This window comes from Paraburkholderia nodosa DSM 21604, assembly GCF_000519185.1.
GTDB lineage: Bacteria > Pseudomonadota > Gammaproteobacteria > Burkholderiales > Burkholderiaceae > Paraburkholderia > Paraburkholderia nodosa.
The window spans coordinates 65,317-84,937 of the sequence record NZ_JAFA01000029.1 but is presented as its reverse complement, the minus strand read 5'-3'; the positions used below and the strand labels follow the sequence as shown (position 1 = coordinate 84,937).

19 protein-coding genes are annotated in these 19,621 nt (G+C 65.5%); 1 reads left to right on the top strand and 18 read right to left on the bottom strand.

Annotated elements, in window-relative coordinates:
• Positions 1-23: 23 nt before the first annotated feature.
• The 18 genes from A3CW_RS0131885 to A3CW_RS0131800 all read right to left on the bottom strand — a co-directional run bounded on the left by A3CW_RS0131885 (position 24) and on the right by A3CW_RS0131800 (position 18,089).
• Positions 24-1,097 (bottom strand): porin, encoded by a 1,074-nt coding sequence (locus A3CW_RS0131885; RefSeq protein ID WP_028207193.1) that lies wholly within the window; start codon positions 1,095-1,097, stop codon positions 24-26.
• A gap of 112 nt (positions 1,098-1,209) precedes the next feature.
• A complete protein-coding gene (locus A3CW_RS0131880) occupies positions 1,210-1,551 on the bottom strand; it encodes a c-type cytochrome (RefSeq protein ID WP_035514556.1) in 342 nt (113 codons plus the stop codon).
• Positions 1,552-1,592: 41 nt separating this feature from the next.
• Positions 1,593-3,842, bottom strand: a complete 2,250-nt coding sequence (locus A3CW_RS0131875; protein ID WP_028207191.1) for a xanthine dehydrogenase family protein molybdopterin-binding subunit — start codon at positions 3,840-3,842, stop codon at positions 1,593-1,595.
• Positions 3,823-4,266 (bottom strand): (2Fe-2S)-binding protein, encoded by a 444-nt coding sequence (locus A3CW_RS0131870; RefSeq protein ID WP_028207190.1) that lies wholly within the window; start codon positions 4,264-4,266, stop codon positions 3,823-3,825. Before A3CW_RS0131870 ends, A3CW_RS0131875 begins: the two co-directional genes overlap by 20 nt.
• Positions 4,267-4,640: 374 nt before the next feature.
• A complete protein-coding gene (locus A3CW_RS0131865; protein ID WP_028207189.1) occupies positions 4,641-6,068 on the bottom strand; it encodes an MFS transporter in 1,428 nt (475 codons plus the stop codon).
• A gap of 39 nt (positions 6,069-6,107) precedes the next feature.
• Positions 6,108-7,349 (bottom strand): NAD(P)/FAD-dependent oxidoreductase, encoded by a 1,242-nt coding sequence (locus A3CW_RS0131860; protein ID WP_051481845.1) that lies wholly within the window; start codon positions 7,347-7,349, stop codon positions 6,108-6,110.
• Positions 7,346-8,308 (bottom strand): VOC family protein, encoded by a 963-nt coding sequence (locus A3CW_RS0131855; protein ID WP_028207187.1) that lies wholly within the window; start codon positions 8,306-8,308, stop codon positions 7,346-7,348. Before A3CW_RS0131855 ends, A3CW_RS0131860 begins: the two co-directional genes overlap by 4 nt.
• Before the next feature lie 75 nt (positions 8,309-8,383).
• A complete protein-coding gene (locus A3CW_RS0131850; protein WP_028207186.1) occupies positions 8,384-9,877 on the bottom strand; it encodes an aldehyde dehydrogenase in 1,494 nt (497 codons plus the stop codon).
• 25 nt (positions 9,878-9,902) lie between these two features.
• Positions 9,903-10,730 (bottom strand): aspartate dehydrogenase, encoded by an 828-nt coding sequence (locus A3CW_RS0131845; RefSeq protein WP_028207185.1) that lies wholly within the window; start codon positions 10,728-10,730, stop codon positions 9,903-9,905.
• The gene (locus A3CW_RS0131840) at positions 10,723-12,381 is read right to left on the bottom strand and encodes a thiamine pyrophosphate-binding protein (protein ID WP_028207184.1); all 1,659 of its coding nucleotides are present in this window, start codon (positions 12,379-12,381) and stop codon (positions 10,723-10,725) included. Before A3CW_RS0131840 ends, A3CW_RS0131845 begins: the two co-directional genes overlap by 8 nt.
• Positions 12,374-13,189: an SDR family oxidoreductase gene (locus A3CW_RS0131835; RefSeq protein ID WP_028207183.1), complete on the bottom strand. Its 816-nt coding sequence runs from the start codon at positions 13,187-13,189 to the stop codon at positions 12,374-12,376. Before A3CW_RS0131835 ends, A3CW_RS0131840 begins: the two co-directional genes overlap by 8 nt.
• A complete protein-coding gene (locus A3CW_RS0131830) occupies positions 13,186-14,052 on the bottom strand; it encodes an IclR family transcriptional regulator (protein WP_028207182.1) in 867 nt (288 codons plus the stop codon). Before A3CW_RS0131830 ends, A3CW_RS0131835 begins: the two co-directional genes overlap by 4 nt.
• A complete protein-coding gene (locus A3CW_RS0131825; RefSeq protein WP_028207181.1) occupies positions 14,049-14,960 on the bottom strand; it encodes an alpha/beta fold hydrolase in 912 nt (303 codons plus the stop codon). The genes A3CW_RS0131830 and A3CW_RS0131825 overlap by 4 nt, the downstream gene beginning before the upstream one ends.
• Positions 14,961-14,989: 29 nt before the next feature.
• Positions 14,990-15,526, bottom strand: coding sequence for a cupin domain-containing protein (locus tag A3CW_RS0131820; protein WP_028207180.1), 537 nt, complete (start codon positions 15,524-15,526; stop codon positions 14,990-14,992).
• Between the two features lie 45 nt (positions 15,527-15,571).
• Complete coding sequence (locus tag A3CW_RS0131815; protein WP_028207179.1) at positions 15,572-16,348, bottom strand: SDR family oxidoreductase; 777 nt, start codon at positions 16,346-16,348, stop codon at positions 15,572-15,574.
• Positions 16,341-17,426, bottom strand: coding sequence for an aromatic ring-hydroxylating dioxygenase subunit alpha (locus tag A3CW_RS0131810; RefSeq protein ID WP_028207178.1), 1,086 nt, complete (start codon positions 17,424-17,426; stop codon positions 16,341-16,343). The genes A3CW_RS0131815 and A3CW_RS0131810 overlap by 8 nt, the downstream gene beginning before the upstream one ends.
• A gap of 35 nt (positions 17,427-17,461) precedes the next feature.
• Positions 17,462-17,773 (bottom strand): recombinase-like helix-turn-helix domain-containing protein, encoded by a 312-nt coding sequence (locus A3CW_RS0131805; protein ID WP_028207177.1) that lies wholly within the window; start codon positions 17,771-17,773, stop codon positions 17,462-17,464.
• A 1-nt stretch (position 17,774) separates the two neighbouring features.
• Positions 17,775-18,089: a non-heme iron oxygenase ferredoxin subunit gene (locus A3CW_RS0131800; RefSeq protein ID WP_028207176.1), complete on the bottom strand. Its 315-nt coding sequence runs from the start codon at positions 18,087-18,089 to the stop codon at positions 17,775-17,777.
• A 451-nt stretch (positions 18,090-18,540) separates the two neighbouring features.
• Here A3CW_RS0131800 and A3CW_RS0131795 point away from each other — a divergent pair, with 451 nt between their 5' ends.
• Positions 18,541-19,614, top strand: a complete 1,074-nt coding sequence (locus A3CW_RS0131795; RefSeq protein WP_028207175.1) for a porin — start codon at positions 18,541-18,543, stop codon at positions 19,612-19,614.
• The last annotated feature ends 7 nt before the right edge of the window (positions 19,615-19,621 follow it).

The window sequence follows — 19,621 nt, the reverse complement described above, 5'->3', positions numbered from 1 at the left end:
GGCGCTGCGCGGCGTCTGCCGCGTCAGAAGCGTTGCTGAATACCCATCATCGCGCCAAACTGGTTCGCGCCCGTCTGCACTGTGCCGGCGGCGGCTACCGCGTTCGCGGCGAGCGCGCTGTTCAGCATGTACCCGAGCGACGCGTAGAGCGTCGTGCGCTTCGAAACGAAATAGTTCGCGCGGCCGACGAACAAGGTCGAATTCGATTGATCGCGCAGAATATAGCGCAGCCCCTGGAAGTCCAGTGAAAAAGCCGGGGTCACGTAGTAGTCTGCGCCCAGAAAAAAGAGATCGGATTGCATATGCTCCGCCGCGGCCGTGTTGCGGCGAATCCAGCCGCCGCCCACCTTGGCCGAGCCGAACTTCACGTAGCCGTCCACGATCACCCGCTTGTCCGTATCCGCGCTGCTCACGAGCGGCGCCGAGGCGCCCGGGCCGCCATACATCACGTCGTACGACGCGGCGGCGCCGCCCCATGCGTTGTCGTAGGCGAGCATCATCGTGTACTGGCGGCAGGCCACGGCGTCGCCGGCCAGCTGGCCGCCGCAGTTCGTCGCCGACGGGCCCGCGGGACCCGCTGCATCGCGCCCGAAGCTGTAGGTCCCACCGATCGTCACGCCATGAAATTTGCCGAGATAGCCTACGGCGTTGTCGCTGCGCGCGTTCGGCAGATAGCTGTCGAAACTCGCCATCGAATGGATCGACGGGCCGATCACGTCGGCGTTGAACAGCACATACATCGACATGTTCATCTGGCGGCCCAGCGTGAGCGTGCCGTAGTCGCTGCTCACGCCCACGTTCGCCTGGCGGCCAAACAGGCGCCCGCCATAATTGAGCGCGCCGCTATTGGGCGCGAAGCCGCTTTCGAGCACGAAGAAGGCCCGGTAGCCGCCGCCCAGGTCCTCCTGGCCGCGCAGACCGAAGCGCGACGGCACCTCGCCCGTGAGCGAGGGCATGCCGACGAACGAGCCACCCTTCGCGGTATTGTTGTAGTACTCGATGCCCGTATCCACGATGCCATAGAGCGTCACGCTGCTCTGGCCCCACGCGAGCGCCGAAGCGAACGCGAACGATGCTGCCACGATTGCCTTTTTCATCACGATCTCCAACCCTTTATTTCGTCATACTTATTTATTTGAATGGACACCGGACCGTTCAACGCAGTCCGGCTTCAGCATCAACTCCGCGTGATCGGCGCAATCTGCGCGGTCATTCGCTCTTGCTGCCAGCGAGGATCCATTGCGCGACGATCTGCGCATCGCCCGCGCTGATCGCGTTGGGCGGCATGGGTATGGCGCCCCAGTTCCCCGAGCTACCGTTCTGGATATGCGCGACGAGCGCGCTCGACGCGCCCGGCTTGCCCGCGTAGCGCGCGGCCACGTCTCGGTATGCGGGGCCAACGAGCTTCTTGTCCACGGCGTGACAGCCGAAGCAGGCGTGCTGCGTGGCGATCTGGCGCGCGCGTGCAATATCCACGGCGGGCTCGGCAAACGCACTCTGGGCGAGCACGGCAACCGCGAGCGGCACGATGAAATAAGGAATACGAATCATGAATTAAAGCCTTTTTGTGGGGATGAAACTGGGATTCGATTTCAGGCTAGCGGCTGCTCGAGCGGCATGGTGCGCAGGCGTGCGCCCGTCGCTTCGAACAGCGCGGCGGCCACGGCAGGCGCGACTGGCGGTAGCGCCACCTCGCCGCAGCCTTGTGGCGCACGGTCGCTCTCCACGATCTCGACCTCGATCTTCGGCATCTGCGAGAGATACAGGAGCGGGTAGTCGGCGAAGTTCTCCTGCACCACCGCGCCGTCCTTGAACGTGATTTCGCTCTTGAACGTGTTGGTGAGCGCGAAGCCGATGCCGCCCTCGACCATCTCGCGGATCAACGTGGGATTGATGGCCTGCCCGCAATCGACGCCGCACACCACGCGTTCGAGTTTCGCGTGGCCTTCCACCATGCGCAGTTCGACGATGGTGGCGACGTAGGTCGTGAATGCGCCGCCACGGCCCGTATAGAGGCAGTACGCGAGGCCGCGGTACACGCCCGCTGCCGGCCTGCGCGTCCAGTTCGCCCGCGCCGCTGTGCGATCGAGCACGCGCAGCGCGAGCGGATCGTCACGCAGCAGCGTGCGGCGGTAGTCGAGCGGGTCGATGCGCGCCGCGTGCGCAAGTTCGTTGATGAAGCTCTCGAGAAAAAAGACGCTGGACGTGCTGCCCACGCTGCGCATGAAGCTCACGGGAATGGGCTGATCGACGCTCACCGAATCGACGAGCAGATCCGGCACCGAGTAGCCGAGATCGTAAAGGCCGTCGAGCATGGTTTCGTCCCAGCCGCCCGCCTTTTCGAAGTAGTCGCGCTTGATCGACCAGTAGAGCGATTGCCCCACCACACGCAGATGCATGGCGCTCGGGTAGCCATCGGGACCGAGCACCGCGCGCATGCGCGCCGAAACGCCGGGCCGGTAGAAACCGTGGCGAATATCGTCCTCGCGCGAACGGATCACCTTGACCGGCCGCCCCACCGCCTTCGACGCCACAGCCGCATGGATCACGAAGTCGGGCACGTACTTGCGCCCGAAGCTGCCGCCAAGGAACGTTGTGTTCACAATCACCTTGTCGGACAGCACCTTGAAGATGGCGGAGAGCGTCCAGCGCACCTTGTCCTGCCCCTGGATCGGACCCCACACTTCGATGTCGTGCTCGCGCACATGCACGGTGGCGTTCACGGGCTCCATGGTGGCGTGAACGATATAGGGCGTGTGGTAATCGGCTTCGATCAGCCGCCCTGCTGCCTGCGCTCCGTGTGCGCTGTGTGCGCTGTTTACGTTACGCGCGGCTTCGAACCGCGCGCTCGCGTCGCCAACGCGCGTGGCCACCACCGCTTGCTCCGACATCAGCGCGCCCTGGCGCTCTGCAAGTATCGTCGCGCTGTCTGCGGGCGGGCCGCCGTCTTCCCACTGTACGTCGAGCGCGTCGCACGCCTTCTTGGCCTGCCAGTAGGTATTGGCCACGACGATCACGGCGTCCTTCGCCTGCACCACCTCGACCACACCAGCGAGCGCGCGCACCGTATCACGGTTGCGCACGGCGCCTGGCTTGCCGTTGAGCGTGGGCGCCATTTTCACCGCACCGATCAGCATGCCGGGCACCTGCACGTCGATGCCGAATATCGCGCTGCCGTTCACCTTGGCCGGTGCGTCGAGCTTGTGCAACGGCTGGCCGATGAGCGTGCGCGCCGACCCGGCCTTCAGGCGCGGCTGCGGATTCAGCGGCAGTTTCGCGGCGTCCGCGAGCAGTTCGCCGTAGCCGACCGAACGCCCTGTTTGCAGATGGATCACGCGGCCCGTCTTCGTCGAGCACTGCGTGGGCCGCACGCCAAGACGCCGCGCACCCGCCGCGAGAAACGCCTCGCGCGCCTGTGCGCCTGCCACGCGCAAACGCTGCGTGAACATCGTGACCGACATCGAGGCGCCCACGAACTGCTGAGGATGCTCGTTCGCCGCCGCGATGCGATACGCGTCGCGCCCCGTCACGAACTGCACGCTCACGCGCCGCCAGTCGGCGTCCATTTCGTCGGCCAGCACCTGCGGCAAGCCGGTGTAGACGCCCTGCCCCACTTCGGCCTGCGAGAGCCCGATGATCGTCTGGCCGTCCGGATCGACGCGCACCCAGTCGTTGATCTCGCGAAAGCGCGTCCCGTCCTCCGTTGCCGTCGCCTGCTCGCTGAACGCGAGCGGCAGCACGAGGCTACCCGCAAACGCGAGACCGGTCTTGAGGAAATCGCGGCGGCTTTCGCGCGGCGGTTCGCCCGCGCCTTGCGCGCACTCAGGAATTCGCTGCGACATGAATGGCCTCGCGAATTCGGTGATAGGTCGCGCAGCGGCACAGGTTCGTCACGCCCTGGTCGATCTGCGCCTCGGTGGGGTGCGGATGCTGCGTGAGCAGCGCGGCAACGGCCATCACCATGCCGGACTGGCAATAGCCGCATTGCGGCACATCCTTCGCGATCCAGGCCTGTTGCACCGGATGCGATGTTTGCGGCGCAAGGCCTTCGATGGTCGTGATACGGCGGCCCGCTATCGCCGAGACAGGCAGCACGCACGAGCGCGTCGCCTCGCCTTCCAGGTGCACGGTGCAAGCCCCGCATGCGCCGATGCCGCAGCCGTACTTGGTGCCCGTCAGGCCCGCGGACTCGCGGATTACCCAAAGCAGGGGCGTATCCGGATCGCCTTCGAACTCGAAGAGCCGGTCGTTCAGTGTGAATTGCATGCGCTTTCTCCCAAGATTCGCCGCCTTTTTGCCGCGTGACAAGCGGTTGGCGATGAGTGGAATTCTTGGCGCGCCTAAAATACCCGGCAATGGCGCGACGGCCCAAATAAGTTGCCGTTCGTCTCTTTCATTGAGCCGGGAGATTCAACTGAGGAAACTCAGGCGTTTGCCGTTTCACCTATGAATTTCGGCTTGTTTCAGCGTTCTGGTCACTTGAGCGCCGCACTTTCGAATTCACATATGCATTCTCGTTCCATCTATGGAATATTTGCTGGACGCCTGGCGACTGCCGTCAATCCGGGCGCGTAAGAAAAAACGGCACGCCATTGCTGGCGTGCCGTTGCTGGTGAGCGAACCCGAGCGCGGTATGCCGCTCAAGCCTCCAGTTGCTCGAGCACCTTCCCCTTCGTCTCGATGCCGAGAAAATGCACCGTCACGGCAGCGAGGAACGGCACCGCGGCGAGAATATAGAACGCCACGTCGAGATTGCCGCCGATCATCGTCTTCGACACTATCGTCGGCGCGAAGATGGCGGCCACCTTTAGCCACGCGCCGCCTACACCGCAGCCCAGCGCACGAATGCTCGTGGGATACAACTCGGGCGTGTAGACGTAAGCGGTGATGAAGCCGCTGGCGAGCAGGCCCAGCGCCAGCGCGCAAAACGTCGCGACCACGTAGACCGACATCGCATGGCACACGCCGGCCAGCACGAGTGAAATCGCGCACAGCACGAAGGAGACGTTGACCACTGGCTTGCGACCCACCTTGTCGACCAGCAGCGCGCAAGCGAGCGAACCGAGCACGCCGAGCACCGAAGCCGCGACCGCGAGATTGAGTGCGAGCTGCAGCGGCGCGTGATAGACGTTGCGATAGATCGTGGGCAGCCAGGTGGACAGCCCGTACTGGATGAAACCGCAGGTGATCCAGAGCATGGCCACCGCGATCGTGCGCTTGCGATACGCGGGTCCGAACAGGTCCTTCACGCTGCGCTTGGGGTGGCGCGCGACGAGCGCGTCGAATTCGGCGGCGTTCGTGACCGGCGCGAGCGGACCCTTCGCGGTGCGCTCGAACGCGCTCACGGCGCGATCCGCCTCCTGCACGCGTTCGCGTTCCGCGAGCCAGCGCGGCGACTCCGGCACGAGCTTGCGCAGCACGAAGAACAGCACGAGCGGCATGCCACCGATGAAGTACATGATCTGCCAGCCAAAGCGCGGCACGAGCCACGCGCCCAGCGCGTTCGAAGCGAGCAGGCCGACCGGGAAGACGATCTCGTAGAGGAGAACGAAGCGTCCACGGCCATGTGCGCGGCTGACCTCGTTGATATACGTCGCGGCCACGGGCAACTCGCCGCCGAGGCCCAGGCCTTGCACCACGCGCAGTGCCGCGAACACGGCGAAGCTCGGCGCGAAACCGCACGCAATGCTCGTCACGCCGATGATGCCCGAACTCCAGGCAATCGCGCGCACGCGGCCGTGGCGTTCCGCGAGCCACGGGAACAGAAACGCGCCGAACAACTGCCCGACCGAGCCCGACGCGATCAGAAAGCCGATTTCCCACGGCGTGAGATGCCACTTCTGGATCAGGATCGGCAATGTCGCGGCGATAGCGATCACGTCGAAGCCGTCGAAGAACGTGGCGAGGCCGATGAGGATACGCGCGCGCACCAGCATGGCGTTGGTCGGCAGCCGTTCGAGCCGCGCGATGATCGACCCGCGCGTGTGGGGCACACCGGTCGCGTCGCTGAGCGGCTCGTACATGGCGGCGCCGCCGCGATGGCAGATGGAGTTATCGAGGGTTCTCATGCCTGTGATCCCGTCCCGTGTTGTCTCGTATATGAGGGGTTAAGCGAGCGCCTTGCTGGTGTCGACGAGGGCGGCGAGATCCACCGCGCGCCCCTGGCTCATCCATTTGCGCGCGAGCTTGAGTTCGCGTGCGGCGTTGATGGCGATGACGCCGCGCAGATGGCCGTCTTCCACGAAGAAGAGCGAAGCGCGCTTCTCTTCGAGGCTGCCGCGCAGCACCGGCGCGACGCCAGCGGGAAGGTCGCCGAGGATCTGCAGGTTCACGTCGTACTGATCGGACCAGAACCACGGAATTTCCGCATACGGCGTCTTCACGCCGAGCACGGCTTTTGCCGCCGCAATGGCCTGGTTCTGCGCGTTGGCCCACGATTCGAGCCGCACGCGGCGCTTGAGCCACGCGTTCGGATGGTTCGCCACGTCGCCGCAGGCGAATATGCAGGAATCCGATGTTTCTCCGAATTCGTCCACCACGATGCCGTCGTCCACCGAAAGCCCTGCCGCAACGGCGAGCGCCGTGTGCGGTGCAAGGCCGATGCCGGCAACGGCGAAATCGGCGTCGAGCGTGCTGCCGTCCGCGAAGGTTGCGCGAACGCCGCCTTCGGCCCGGTCTTCGAGCGTGAGCAACATCGCATTCAGGCGCACATCCACGCCGTTCGCGTGGTGCAAATCGAGCAGGAAACGCGACACCTCCTCCGGCAACGAGCGGGCGCACAGGCGCGGCGCGCCCTCCACCACGGTCGCCTGCACGCCGAGCTTGCGCGCCGTCGCGGCGACTTCGAGGCCGATCCAGCCGCCGCCGACCACCAGCACACGCTGGCTGTTGCGCAAACGCTCGCCGAGCGCCAGCGCTTCGTCCAGCGTGCGCAGGTACGTCACATGGGCGCTGTTCGCCACGCTCGCGGGCAGCTTGCGCGCCGCGCCGCCCGTGGCGATCACGAGCCGGTCGTACTTCACTTCGCGCCCCGATCGCGTGGTCACCACGCGCGTTGCGCGGTCGATGGACGTCGCGCAGTCGGGTTGCCACGTTTCGACGTTGAGCGCGGCGAATTCATCGGGCTTCGCGATCCGCACCGTTTCGATATCGGCTTCGCCCGCGAGCACGGCCTTGGAAAGCGGCGGACGCTCGTACGGCAGATGCACTTCGTCGGCGATCATCACGAGGCGGCCTTGGTAGCCCTCCTTGCGCAGCGTCTTCACGACCCAGCCCGCGGCCTGGCCGCCGCCGATCACGACGACGGTACGCGGTGCCTCCGTTGTGGCGTTTTCAGGTATCGCGCTCATGGCTTGCGCTCCGTCATGAACTTGCCTTGCGGCGCTTCGGCGTGCTTCTGGCGGCGCGTATTGCCGTCGAGGCCGCCGTCCACGGCCCACTCCGCGAACACGGTGGGGCCCGGCTCGAAATCGCGCGGCTGCCATTCGGGCGTGAGCACGTCTTCGTCGGCGTAATACTCGATCAGGCCGCCCGCCGGGTTTTTGAAGTACCAGAAGTAAGCGGACGATACCGGATGCCGGCCAGGACCGAGCTGCGTGGTCCAGCCGCAGCGGCTGATATGCAGGCCGCCGCCGAACACCTCATGGATATCGCGCACCGTGAACGCCACGTGATTCAGGCCCTTCTTGCCGTCGGGCAGCGCGAGCAGGAACAGGTCGTGGTGGCCACCGTGCGGCGCGCAGCGCATGAACGCGCCGCGGTTCGGATAACGGTCCGAGGTCTCGAAGCCGAGCCGTTCGTGATAGAACTTTTCCTGCTCGGCCAGGCAGTTCGTGAAGAACACCACGTGGCCCACTTCCACCGGCTCCGCGCGCTCATAGACCGGCGAGGGCTGGTCCACGCGCAGCGTCTGCCCCCAGACGTTCGAAGGCGAGCCCTTCACGTCGATCTCGCGCCGGCGCGTGACTTCCACGCGGATCGCCATGCCGGCCGGGTCGAAGCAGCCCACCGCGTCGGCTTCGCTGTAGTAACCGGGCTGGTCCTTCAGGCGTTCGCGCAGCGCGTCGAGTTCCGCGCGGGTGGCCACGCCCCACGTCACTTCGCGCAGCGTCGGGCCCGCTTCGAACGCGGCGGGGAGCGTTGCATCGTTCGCGTCGACCACGAGCACGGTGCAGCCGTTGAGCGTTTCGAAGCGAGCGCGCGTTTCGTCGTGCGCGGTTTCCTTCAAGCCCCAATCCGCGAAAAAGCGGAGGCAGGTTTCGAGGTCCGCCACGCCGTATGTAATCTGTTCGATGCCGAGTATCGTCATGTTGCTTGTCTCCTGTCGACCGCAGCTGGCGCTTTCACGCTCAGTGCGGTCCCATGCGTAGCGGGTCACGCGCCCTCAGGCGTTGGCCCAGGGCAGCGGTGCGTCGTTCAAGCCCCAGTAGAGGCTCTTTTGCTGCATGTATTCACGAATGCCGAGCCGCCCTTTCTCGCGGCCCATGCCGCTCTCCTTCCAGCCCGAGAACGGCGTGGAGATCGAGAACAGCTTGTACGTGTTGATCCACACGGTGCCCGCTTCGAGCTTGCGCGCGACGCGCCACGCGCGTTTGTAGTCGCGCGTCCAGATGCCGGCGGCGAGGCCGAACACGCTGTCGTTCGCTTCTTCGATCAACGCCGCTTCGTCGTCGAAAGGCATCGCCACGAGCACCGGCCCGAAAATCTCTTCCTGGCAGATGCGCGCGTTGTTCCGGAGTCCTTCCAGAATGGTCGGCTGATAGAAAAAGCCGTTCTCACGAGCGTCGCCCACCGGGCGCTCGCCGCCACACAGCAGCCGGCCGCCTTCGTCCAGGCCGAGCGCCACATAGCGTTCCACCGACTCGCGGTGCTTCGCCGTAATGAGCGGGCCCATCTGCGTGTTCTCGCGCGACGGGTCGCCCACGCGCAGCTTGCGCGCGCCCTCTACGAGGCGCTTCATGAACGCGTCGTAAATCGGGCGCTGCACGAAGAGGCGCGATCCGGCAATACACGCCTCACCCGACGAACTGAAGATGCCGTACAGCACGCCGTTCACGGCATGGTCGAGATCGGCGTCTTCGAACACGATGGTCGGCGACTTGCCGCCCAGCTCCAGCGACACCGGCATGAGCTTTTCCGCTGCAATGCGCGCGATGCCGCGGCCCACTTCGGTGCCGCCCGTAAACGACACCTTCTTCACGAGCGGATGGCGCACCAGCACGTCGCCGATCACCGAGCCCTTGCCGGGCAGCACGCTCAACATGCCCTTGGGCACGCCCGCTTCCTCGCAGATGCGTGCGAGTGCGAGCGAAGCGAGCGGCGTGACTTCGGCGGGCTTGAGCACCACCGCGTTGCCGGCCGCGAGCGCCGGCGCGAGCTTTTGCGCGTCGGAGGCGATCGGCGAATTCCACGGCGTGATCGCCGCCACAACGCCAATCGGCTCGTATACGCTCATCGTCAGGTAGTCGCCGCGCGAGGGCGTAAGATCGTCGTCGAGCGTTTCGAGGCACGCCGCGAAATAGCGGAACGTGTTCGCCGCGCTCGCCACCAGCACGCGCGTTTCGCCGATCGGCTTGCCGTTGTCGCGGCGCTGCAGCTGCGCGAGCGCTTCGTGGCGCTGCATGATGAGCTCGGCGATGCGATAGAGCACGAGCGCGCGCAGATGCGGCTTCATGCCGGCCCATTCTCCCTGCTTCCATGCCTCGTGCGCCTTCTCGACCGCAATGCTTGCGTCTTCGGCGCTCGCCGTCGAGACCACCATGTTCACCGACTGGTCTGCCGGATAAAGGCTCGAAAAAGGCGCTGCGCGGCCCTGGCGCCACTCGCCGCCGATCAGAATATCGCTGTTCGGGATGAGGCTCGTATCGAATGAAGTCATCGTTGGGGTCTCACATCTGTTCGCTTCAAATCACGCAGCGCGCGGCCCGGTTGCGCAGTGCGCGAATCGCGCTATACGCAGTGAGCGCGGAGGTCTTCGGGTTGTCGGGCAGCGGCTTGCCGCACATTTCCAGCGACATCTCGCCGAACGCGCCGCGCGCCACGATGCGGTGCACGTTGCGCTCCACCGCCGGATCGGCGATCAGGCGCACCGTCGTCTGGTCCAGACCGAGGCCTGCAAGCGCGATGGTCGCCGCCACGTTCGCGTTCTTCGGAAAGAGCCGCGCCGCTTCGCGCGCGCTGCCTTCGAAAATCACCTGCTCCTGCGTGAGCGCACGCAGGTCGCAGACCTGTTCCGCGGGCGTATCGAGCCAGCCGAGCGGCGGCTTGCGGCCCGTGTACAGCACTTCGTCGAGGCCGCCCAGCTTCGCCGCGGAAAGCGCGTCGATACCGCCAATCGCGCCCGAAAGCAGCGTGAGCGTGGCGTCGCCTTCGTCGGCGGCGTGCGAGAGGCGTTCGAGCAGTTCGAGATCGGAAAGCGCGCCGATCGAGGCTACCGCGCAATCCGTGCCGCTTTGCAAGAGCGGCACGACATGATCGACGAGCGCCGCATGACCGGCGCATTCGAGCGCGAAGTGCGGCCGCGTGGAAAGCGCGTGCACCGACGACACCACCTCCACCGCGCCGTCCACCAGTTCGCGCACGGCAGCGGCGTGGTGTTCGGGCACGATCACGTGCGAGACGTGCACAAGCGGATCGGCGGCGACCGCGCGATACACGGTCTGCCCGATCGCACCGAAGCCGATCATCGCGATGTCGATGGGTGCGTGCGGCACGGCGTGGCCGTTATGCATGTTGGGGCTCCTCCTTGCGCACCGGCGGCCCCGCGAACGCCGTCTCGAAGCTGCCCACGGCCTTCATGTCCACTTCGAGCAACACGGGGCCTTCGAACGCGATGCCTTCGCGAATCACCGTGTCGGCGTCGTCGAGCGACGAAAGCCGGTAGTGCTTGAGGCCAAGGCTCGCGCAGAACTGCGAGAACTCCGGCTGGTGCAGATCGACATACATGCGGCGGCCGCCGTATTGCGCGTCCTGGATGTTGCGGATCACGCCGTAGCACTGGTCGTTCATCAGCACGATCATCACATTGGCCTTTTCCTGCACGGCCGTTGCGAGTTCGCCGACGTTCACCATCAGGCCGCCGTCGCCCACGAGGCACACGGTCTTCGCGGCGGCGTTCGCGAGCGCCGCGCCGATCGCCATCTGCATGCCCTGACCGATGCCGCCGCCGAGCGCATGCACGCCCGCGCGCGGCGTGAAGATCTTCAAGAGGCGGTTGCCCCACGTGCTGTTCGAGATCGTGACGTCGCGCACCCAGTTGTAATCGCGGCCCACGGCGCGCTGCAGCGCTTCCACGAGACGGCGGTAAGGACCGAGACCCTTGGCCGTTTCCGCCACGGCGATTTCGCGCGCCTCGGCAATATCGGCGGCGAATTGCGGATCGACCTTGATGCGGCTTTCCAGGCGCGTGGCGAGCGCGTCGAGCACACGCGCGGCGTCGCCATGCACGAACAGCGCGTTACGGTAGCCGCGATTGTCAGCGAGCGCGTCGGCGTCGATGCGATAGAGCGGCTGCGGCAGCGCGAGCTTGTACTTGAGCGTTTCGTTGCCGCGCAGGCGCGAGCCCACCACCAGCATCGCGTCGCAGGTCTTGTACAGGCGCTCGACCGAGGGGCTCACGTTGAACGCGCCGAGCGTGGCCGGATGATCTTCGGGCAGCACGCCGCGGCCCTGCACGCTCGTCACCACGCCAAAGCCAAGCGCAACGAGCCTCTCCACCGCGGCGCGCGCATGACGCGTGCCGCCGCCCAGCCACAGCAGCGGGCGTTTCGCCTTCGCGAGTTCGCTGGCGAGTTGCTCCACGCGCGCTTCGTCGTGCGTGAGCGTCGTGAGGTGCGGCGCGGTGAGATCGGTTGGCCAGTCGGTGAGCGCCGCCTGAATGTCGATGGGAATCTCCACGCTCACCGGGCCGCTCGGCGCCGTCTGCGCCACACGCACCGCTTCGCGGATAGTGGGCAGCGCGGTCTCGACCGAACGCACGCGGAACGCGGCCTTCGAAATCGACGACAGCATGCTCAGTTGATCGGGCGCCTCGTGAATGTACGCGAGGTCCTGATCGAGGTATTCGGTTTCGATCTGGCCGGTGATATGGAGCAGCGCCGTGCCTGCCGTGAGCGCCTCGACCATTGCGCCCGCCGCGTTGCCCGCCGCCGTGCCCGTGCTGGTGAACGCCACGCCGAGGCCGCCCGAGACGCGCGCAAGGCCGTCCGCCATGTTGACCGCGCCCGCTTCGCCGCGCGCGCCGACGTAGCGGATGTTGCCGCGCGTCCCGATGGCGTCGAGAATCGGCATGTTGTGGATCGAGATCACGCCGAACGCGGTTCGGACTCCACATTGTTCGAGGAAGGCGGCGATCAGTTCGCCGACGGTGGTTTTGTTAGACATGACGTGCAACGCCTCCAGATACATCGATATGACTGCCCGTCGTATAGGACGACAGGGACGTGGCCAGATAAAACAGCGCCTGGGCGGCTTCTTCGGGGCGGCCGAAGCGGCCAAGCGGAATGTGCTTCTTGCGCGCGAGCGCTTGCGTCCAGTCTTCCCAGCTCTGGCCCGCGGACTGCGCCTCCTGGTCGTTCTCGTAGCGCCGGCGCCACTGCCCCGACTCCACGATGCCGATCAGGATCGAGTTCACGCGGATCTGCTCGGGCGCGAGTTCGACGGCGAGCGACTTGATGAGGCTGAGCACCCCGGCGCGCGCCGACGAGGTCGCGACCATATGCGGCTCGGGCTGCAGTGCGAGCAGCGAATTCACGCAGACGATCGCGGCGTTGCCTGCTTTCGCGGCATGGCGCAGCAAGGGCAAAAACGCGCGGGTCGGGCGGATGATGCTGAAATATTTGAGGTCGAGTTCCTCGCGCCACGCCTCGTCCGACGTATCGGCGAAGGTGGAAACGCGGCCTTGCCCCGCGTTGTTCACGAGCATGTCGGCGCGGCCGAAGCGTTTTTCCACTTCTGCCGCGAACGCGGCGACTTCGCCCGCGTCGAGCACATCGCAGCGCGACGCGAGCAGTTGCCCTTGCGGATAACGCTCGCGCAGGCCGCGTTCGGCGCGCGCGAGGCGATCGTTGTCGCGGCCGCAGATCGCAACCGCTGCGCCCGCACGCAAAAAGAGTTCGGCGGTGGCGAGGCCAATGCCGGACGAACCGCCCGTCACGACCGCGACCTGACCGGTCAAATCGAGTTGAATCATTTGATCCCCAATGCTTTCATGTAGGGCGCACCCTTGCCTGCGGATGCCTGAGGCCTGTTCTGAGGCCGATAGTTCAGGCGCTTCGAGAGTTCGTTGGCCGCGTGGCGCACCTTCTCGATCAAACCGCCGTCGAGCAGTTGCACGTCGATGCCGGGGCGCGGGATGGTCGTCGTCACCACGGCGGCAATGCGGCCCGTGTCGTTGCGCACGGGTGCCGACACCACCGAAATGCCGCGCTCGAACGACGATTCGCTCACGGCATAGCCACGCTCGGCGTCTTCGCGAATGCGCTCGAAGAGCGCCTCGACGGTCTCCGGCGTGGAAGGCGTGAAGCGTTCGAGCCGTGGCTCCGGATAAAGCGCGCGCAGTTCGCCGAGGGTGAGATCGCCCATCAGCACCTGGCCGTGGGTCGTGGCATGCGCCGGCAGGCGCGTGCCGACATTGACCTTCACCGAGCTGAAAATGGGCGCGTGGCTCTGCGCCTTGGCGACGAACACGATGTCGCGTCCGTCGCGAATCACGATATGCGAGGTCAGTCCCGTCGCGTCGCGCAGCGCCTCGATCAACGGCAGGCCGAGGTCGGTGAGTTCGAGCGAGCTGAGGTATTCGAAGCCGAGACGCAGCACAGCCACGCCAAGGCGATAGTTGCGGTCGCGGTCGGCGCGCTCCAGAAAGCCCAGCGATTCGAGCGTTTGCAGGAGACGAAACACCGTGGTGCGCGGAATGCCCAGGCGGCGCGAGAGTTCGGGCGCGTCGAGCACCGGCTCGCGCGGCGAGAATTCGGTCAGAATGCGCAGGCCGCGCTCCAGACCCGGCACGCGGTAGCTGGCGTCGTTGCGGTCTTCGTCGACGTCGGGTGTCATGCCTTGAGCTCCGTAGTACTGAATGTACGAGTCAGCGTGGATTCGATCAGCGTGCTATAAGCCTGCGGTTGTTCGATGTAACCCGCGTGGCCCGCGCGCGGCACGGTATGAAACGGCGCATGGGCGATCTGTGCGAGCCGCTCGCAGGCCTCGGGCGGCGTGATCGCGTCTTGCGCGCCCACGGCGACGGCCATCGGCACCTTGCCCACGCAACGCGCGAGGTCGGCGGCGAGGTCGGCGTTCGCGAGCAGATGCGTGGCCTGGGCGTAACCGTGCGGCACGATGCGCGCCATGTTCCAGCGCACCCAGGCGCGTGCGGCGTCGTCGGCGTGCGGCGAAAGCATGTTCGCGCTGCGCTGTTGCGCGAGACCTTGCGGACCGAGTTCGGCCAGCATGGCGAGGCGCGCGTCACGCTTTTGCGCGCGCACGGTGGGATCGGCGGCGCCATAGCCACCGGCCGGCGAGATCAGCAGCAAACCGGCCACGCGTTCGGGATGCGCGGCGGCAAACGCACCGGCCATGATCGCGCCGAGCGAATGGCCCACCAATGCACAACGCGCGATGCGCAGCGCGTCGAGCCAGTCCGCCAGCACGCGCGCATAGTCCGTCGCGACCGGCGACGCGCTCGCAACCGGCGTGGAAGCGCCGTAACCCGGCGCGTCCCAGGCGAGCACGCGGCGCGCGCCGCCGAGCGCTTCGAGCTGCTGCACCCACGAAGCCGCGCCGGAGCCGATGCCATGCAGGAGCACGAGCGGCAGCGCCTCCTTATCGTCCTCACCCGCGCCCTCGCCCGCGGCTTCGCGATAACTCACGCTGGCCTCGCCCGCCCGCGCACTATGCAGTGCGAAGCGCGCGAGCCGCGTTTCGAGCGTGGCGGCTGATGATGCCGTGTGGATCGTGTCGTTCATGGCTTCGGATCGGGTTGCGGCTATGTCGCTTACTTCATCTCGCGCTTGATCTTCGCGAGCGGCGAGTCGGGCGGATACGTCGGCGTGATGGGCTTCGACGAGCCGAGCATCACGCACATCAGCGCGTCTTCCTCGCCCACGTTGATTTCCGTGCGGTACACGCCCGGCGGCACCGAGATCAGGTCGCGTTCGCCCAGCACGGCTTCCCACGTCTCGCCGTCCTTCTCGCAGACGACCTTCATCTTGCCGCGCAGCACGAAGAAGATTTCTTCGACATCGATATGGATATGGCTCGGGCCGATGTTGCCGGCCGGAATCACCATGGTCGAGAACGTGAAGCCGCCAGCGGGCACGGTGTTGACGTCCTTCGCGACGCCCGTGCCGCCCGTGCCCACATAGCGCATCTGCGCGCGGCGGTACTTCGGGTCGTAGTCGGCCTGGAACTTCAGCGCGTCCCAGTCGTAGCGGCGCGTTTCGAAGCGCGCTACGCGCGTGTTCATCCAGTCTTCAAAGCTCGCGTCGGCGGGGCAGTCCCACGACTTGCGCTCGATATCGGCATCGGCCATGTTTTCTCCTTGGGTTCTTTCGAACGTATCGTCAGTTCTACGAAATCAGTTCATCACGAAGCCGCCGTTGACCGGGAGCAATTGTCCGGTCACGAAACGCGCAGCGTCGGACAACAGGAACAACACCGGGCCCGTCACGTCCTCGGGCACCTGCGCGCGCCGCAGCGCCCGCCCTTCGAGGTAATACGCATGGCGCTCGGCCGGTACATAGGCCGTCGCCTCCACTTCGGTCAGGCCGGGCGCAATGGCGTTGACAGTGATGCCGTCCGCGCCGAACTCGCGCGCGAGCGAATGTGTCATCGCGATCACGGCGCCCTTGCTCGCCACGTAGGCGAGCAGTTTGGGCGCGCCCCACAGTGCCGTATCGGAGGCGATGTTGACGATCGCGCCGCGACCCGACTCGCGCAGCCAGCGCTGTGCTGCCGCGCACATGAGCCAGGTGCCGCGCACGTTCACGTCCATCACCGCGTCCCATGTCTCTACGCTCACTTCGTGCGCGAGTTTGCCGCCCGAGTTCGTGATCGCCGCGTTGTTGATGAGCGCGTCCATGCCGCCCATGCGCTGCGCGGCGGCATCGACGAAGGCGGCGATGCTTGCCGGTTGCGCGAGATCGAGCGGCGCGAAGGCAACGTCGTGCCCCGCTGCAGAGAGTTGCTGGGCGAGCGCCTCGCCCGCCTCGACCAGCACGTCGCCGAAGGTCACACGCGCGCCGGCCGTTGCGAGCGTCTTCACGAACGCCGCGCCCAGACCGCGTGCGCCGCCCGTGACGACCACGCGCCGCCCGGCGAGCGCGACCTGCGCCGCGAACGTAGCGTCATGCATGGCCATGCCCGGCGGTGTGTGCGTTGGCGTCCGGCTGGGCGCGCAGCGCGTCGAGTTCGGCAAAGTGCTGCTGGGCGCGCTGGCGCAGCATGCGGCGCACACGCGTCATGCCGACATCATGCTGATAGAGGAATTCGTGATCGCGCGCGTTCGGCGCCATGCTTTCCAGCACGTAGCGGTCTTGCTCCAGCACGGCCCAATGCAGACCTTCCAGGCGATTGCGATACATGAAGCGCCATGCGTCGCGCTGCCAGCCCTGTACTTTGCGCGTGCGCCAGAAGTAGACCTGGCAGTTGTTTTCGTCCACCGGCACGGCGAAGCCGATGATGCCGAAGTTGCCACCCGGGCCGAACTTCTTCTTGTACGGAATCGCAAGGCGCATCCACAGGCAGCCGGTTTCGCCCAGTTCGACCCAGTCGAAGTTGACGTCGCGCTGGCCGACCTTTTCGAACATGAGGCCAGATTCGGTCTTGCGCACGCGCATGTCGGCCTGCTTGTCGCCATCGGCCATCGAGTGGGAAGTGGCGTGCAGATACGCGCCGTGCATCGGGTCCATCACGTTGTCGATGGCGTACTGGTAATTGCATTTCCAGTTCGACATGCACAGAAAGCTTGCGTACTCCTCACCAACGAGTTCCTCCGGCAATTGCAGCGGGGCGGCTTCCTGGTGCGCTTCGTCGCCGAACCACAGAAACACCGCGCCGGCATGCTCCTGCGCCGGATACGACTTCACGCACTTCTGCCCTTCGAGCGGGCACGCCGAAACGGCCGGCACGTTTTGCACCGTGCCGCCGCCATCGACTTCGATGCCGTGATACCAGCACGCCACGCGGTTGCCGAGGTTCCAGCCGAGGGACAGGCGTGCGCCGCGGTGCGGGCAACGGTCTTCGAGCGCATGGACCTGGCCGTCCTGATCGCGCCACAACACGATCTGTTCGCCGAGGCGCGTGATGCCGATGGGCGCGTTGCCCACCTGCCAGCTCGGGGCGACGGGATACCAGTAGTTCTTGATGCCGCGGTCGAGATAAGCGCGGATGGGATCGGCGCCGCCTGCGGCTTCAATCGTGGGGGACGTCATGTGGGGTCTCCGTATTCAGTGTGGGCAGCGCCGGCTCATTCGGCGAGCAAACGGAACTCGGCGGCGAGACGCTCGGCGTTCCAGGCTGCGCCTTCGGGCGTGCGAAAGCCGATGCGGTTCAGGCCCGACACGACTTCCTCGAGTTCGGCGGCGCCCGCTTCGAACACCTGTTCGAGCGCGTCGCCGAAGTCGTTTTCGTATTGCGTGGGCTCCGCCTTACGCGTTTGCCACACCATGTTTTGCGCTTCGCCCGGCTGTTCGATCACGCCCTTGCCGGCGACGTTGTTCGGCTGCGGCGCGAGCCAGGGCTTGAGCGACGGATTGAAATTCACGGGGACTTCTCGCATGTCATTCCACCTTGATCTGGATTTCTTCACCGGCGAGCCGCACTGAGTACCTCTTCAGATCGCGGCCGCCGGGCTCCTTGAGGCACTTGCCGGTCGGGATATGGAACACGGCTTCGTGCAGCGGACATTCGACGGTGTCGCCATCGACGAAGCCCTGCGTCAGCAACGCGTAAGCGTGTGGGCAGACGTTTTCCAGCGCGTAGATCTCGTCGCCCACCTTGTAGATGCCGATCTCCGTGCCGTCGAGTTTGTATTCGAGCGGCCCGTCTTCGGACAGATCGCCGGCATGCCCGGCGCAGCGCCATTCTTCAGCCATGTGTCACCTTTCCCGTTCAACCGTGTTCCATATACGGAACAGTAGTTCGTGTATGGTCAATTATGAGACGGTCTCGGGAAGAAAAAAATAGAAATCCGGCGTGCCTGGGGAAAACACCGACCGCAGCATGCAAGATGACACCGCCAGGGTCGCCGAGGGTGCCGTTCTGGTTGCCAAAACGCTTACGGCACGTGCACTTACGCGCGTATGGCGCATCCGGGCGCCGGGCCGCACCTGGGGGAATCACCGTCCCAAAAAAGTGTTTTGGCGTCTCGCAAGAGTCTCTATACTTTCCATAGGCAGCACGTCTAACCATATATGGAACAAACGGAGCCACGCGAGAGCGCTTGCCGACAGAAGCACGCCGCGCACTGCCTATGAGTTGGCCATGCGGGTTGGGGATGCCGGATCAACTCGCCCGGCTTTTCGTCATACGATCAGGAGTCCAAAGTTGAAGCATTTCATTGCCGCGGGGTTGACGGGCATTTGCGCCGTCTCGTCTGCATGGGCGCAAAGCAGCGTCACGCTTTATGGCAGTCTGGATGCGGGCGTGGCCTACATCAGCAACGTCGGGGGTCACTCGAAGTGGATGATGGAGCAGGGCAACACCCAGCCCGACCGCTGGGGCCTGCGCGGCCAGGAAGATCTGGGCGGGGGCCTCAAGGCGATCTTCCAGCTGGAAAACGGCTTCTACACCAATACGGGCGCGTTGGCGAAGGCCAACACGCTGTTCAACCGCCAGGCGTATGTGGGCCTGAATTCTGAGCAGTTCGGCACGCTCACGCTGGGCAATCAAACGCCGTTCTCGTTCGACACACTCGGTCCGTTCAGCACGGCGTATCTCGCGGCGAGCTGGTACGCGTTCCACCCGGGCAACATCGACCAGTTGGCGGATACGGGCGTCGTGCCTTACAACAACTCGGTCAAATATCGTTCGCCGAGCTTTTACGGCTTCACGGCGGGCGCGATGTTCGGCTTCGGCAATACCACGAACTTTTCGACCGGCAGAACGATGAGCTTTTCGCTCAGTTATGCTAATGGTCCGTTCAAGGCCGGCGCGTCGTGGTCGAACGAGCACGACCGCTCGGTATCGATAGCGACTACCGGCATCACGGAGTTCCAGGGTCAACCGGCGGCCACGTATATCGCCGACAAGGTCGAGAACATGGGCGTGGGCGCGTCGTACTCATTCGGCAAGCTGCTCGTACACGGGCTCTACACTCGCACGAAGCTGCAGTCAAATGGCTACTCCGACACGTTCCAGAGCTACGACGCCGGTGCGAACTACCAGTTCACGACGGCCAACGCCGTAGTGGGCGGCGCGGCGACGTCCACGCTGTCCGGGCGCCGCTGGACCCAGGCGATGATCGGCGACGTGTATTCGCTTTCGAAGAGCACGCAGGTCTATGTGAACGCGCTTTACCAACACGCCAACTCCGAAGCCCAGGCGGCCTTTTTCACCGCGGGCGTGTCGAGCGGGCGTAATCAGGCGATTGTGCTCGCGGGCATTCACCACTCGTTCTGATCGCGGC

What these genes read in the sequence shown, in the direction of transcription:
- A3CW_RS0131885 (WP_028207193.1), bottom strand. Translation starts at nt 1,097, where the DNA reads ATGAAAAAGGCAATCGTGGCAGCATCGTTCGCGTTCGCTTCGGCGCTC.
- A3CW_RS0131880 (WP_035514556.1), bottom strand. Translation starts at nt 1,551, where the DNA reads ATGATTCGTATTCCTTATTTCATCGTGCCGCTCGCGGTTGCCGTGCTC.
- A3CW_RS0131875 (WP_028207191.1), bottom strand. Translation starts at nt 3,842, where the DNA reads ATGTCGCAGCGAATTCCTGAGTGCGCGCAAGGCGCGGGCGAACCGCCG.
- A3CW_RS0131870 (WP_028207190.1), bottom strand. Translation starts at nt 4,266, where the DNA reads ATGCAATTCACACTGAACGACCGGCTCTTCGAGTTCGAAGGCGATCCG.
- A3CW_RS0131865 (WP_028207189.1), bottom strand. Translation starts at nt 6,068, where the DNA reads ATGAGAACCCTCGATAACTCCATCTGCCATCGCGGCGGCGCCGCCATG.
- A3CW_RS0131860 (WP_051481845.1), bottom strand. Translation starts at nt 7,349, where the DNA reads ATGAGCGCGATACCTGAAAACGCCACAACGGAGGCACCGCGTACCGTC.
- A3CW_RS0131855 (WP_028207187.1), bottom strand. Translation starts at nt 8,308, where the DNA reads ATGACGATACTCGGCATCGAACAGATTACATACGGCGTGGCGGACCTC.
- A3CW_RS0131850 (WP_028207186.1), bottom strand. Translation starts at nt 9,877, where the DNA reads ATGACTTCATTCGATACGAGCCTCATCCCGAACAGCGATATTCTGATC.
- A3CW_RS0131845 (WP_028207185.1), bottom strand. Translation starts at nt 10,730, where the DNA reads ATGCATAACGGCCACGCCGTGCCGCACGCACCCATCGACATCGCGATG.
- A3CW_RS0131840 (WP_028207184.1), bottom strand. Translation starts at nt 12,381, where the DNA reads ATGTCTAACAAAACCACCGTCGGCGAACTGATCGCCGCCTTCCTCGAA.
- A3CW_RS0131835 (WP_028207183.1), bottom strand. Translation starts at nt 13,189, where the DNA reads ATGATTCAACTCGATTTGACCGGTCAGGTCGCGGTCGTGACGGGCGGT.
- A3CW_RS0131830 (WP_028207182.1), bottom strand. Translation starts at nt 14,052, where the DNA reads ATGACACCCGACGTCGACGAAGACCGCAACGACGCCAGCTACCGCGTG.
- A3CW_RS0131825 (WP_028207181.1), bottom strand. Translation starts at nt 14,960, where the DNA reads ATGAACGACACGATCCACACGGCATCATCAGCCGCCACGCTCGAAACG.
- A3CW_RS0131820 (WP_028207180.1), bottom strand. Translation starts at nt 15,526, where the DNA reads ATGGCCGATGCCGATATCGAGCGCAAGTCGTGGGACTGCCCCGCCGAC.
- A3CW_RS0131815 (WP_028207179.1), bottom strand. Translation starts at nt 16,348, where the DNA reads ATGCATGACGCTACGTTCGCGGCGCAGGTCGCGCTCGCCGGGCGGCGC.
- A3CW_RS0131810 (WP_028207178.1), bottom strand. Translation starts at nt 17,426, where the DNA reads ATGACGTCCCCCACGATTGAAGCCGCAGGCGGCGCCGATCCCATCCGC.
- A3CW_RS0131805 (WP_028207177.1), bottom strand. Translation starts at nt 17,773, where the DNA reads ATGCGAGAAGTCCCCGTGAATTTCAATCCGTCGCTCAAGCCCTGGCTC.
- A3CW_RS0131800 (WP_028207176.1), bottom strand. Translation starts at nt 18,089, where the DNA reads ATGGCTGAAGAATGGCGCTGCGCCGGGCATGCCGGCGATCTGTCCGAA.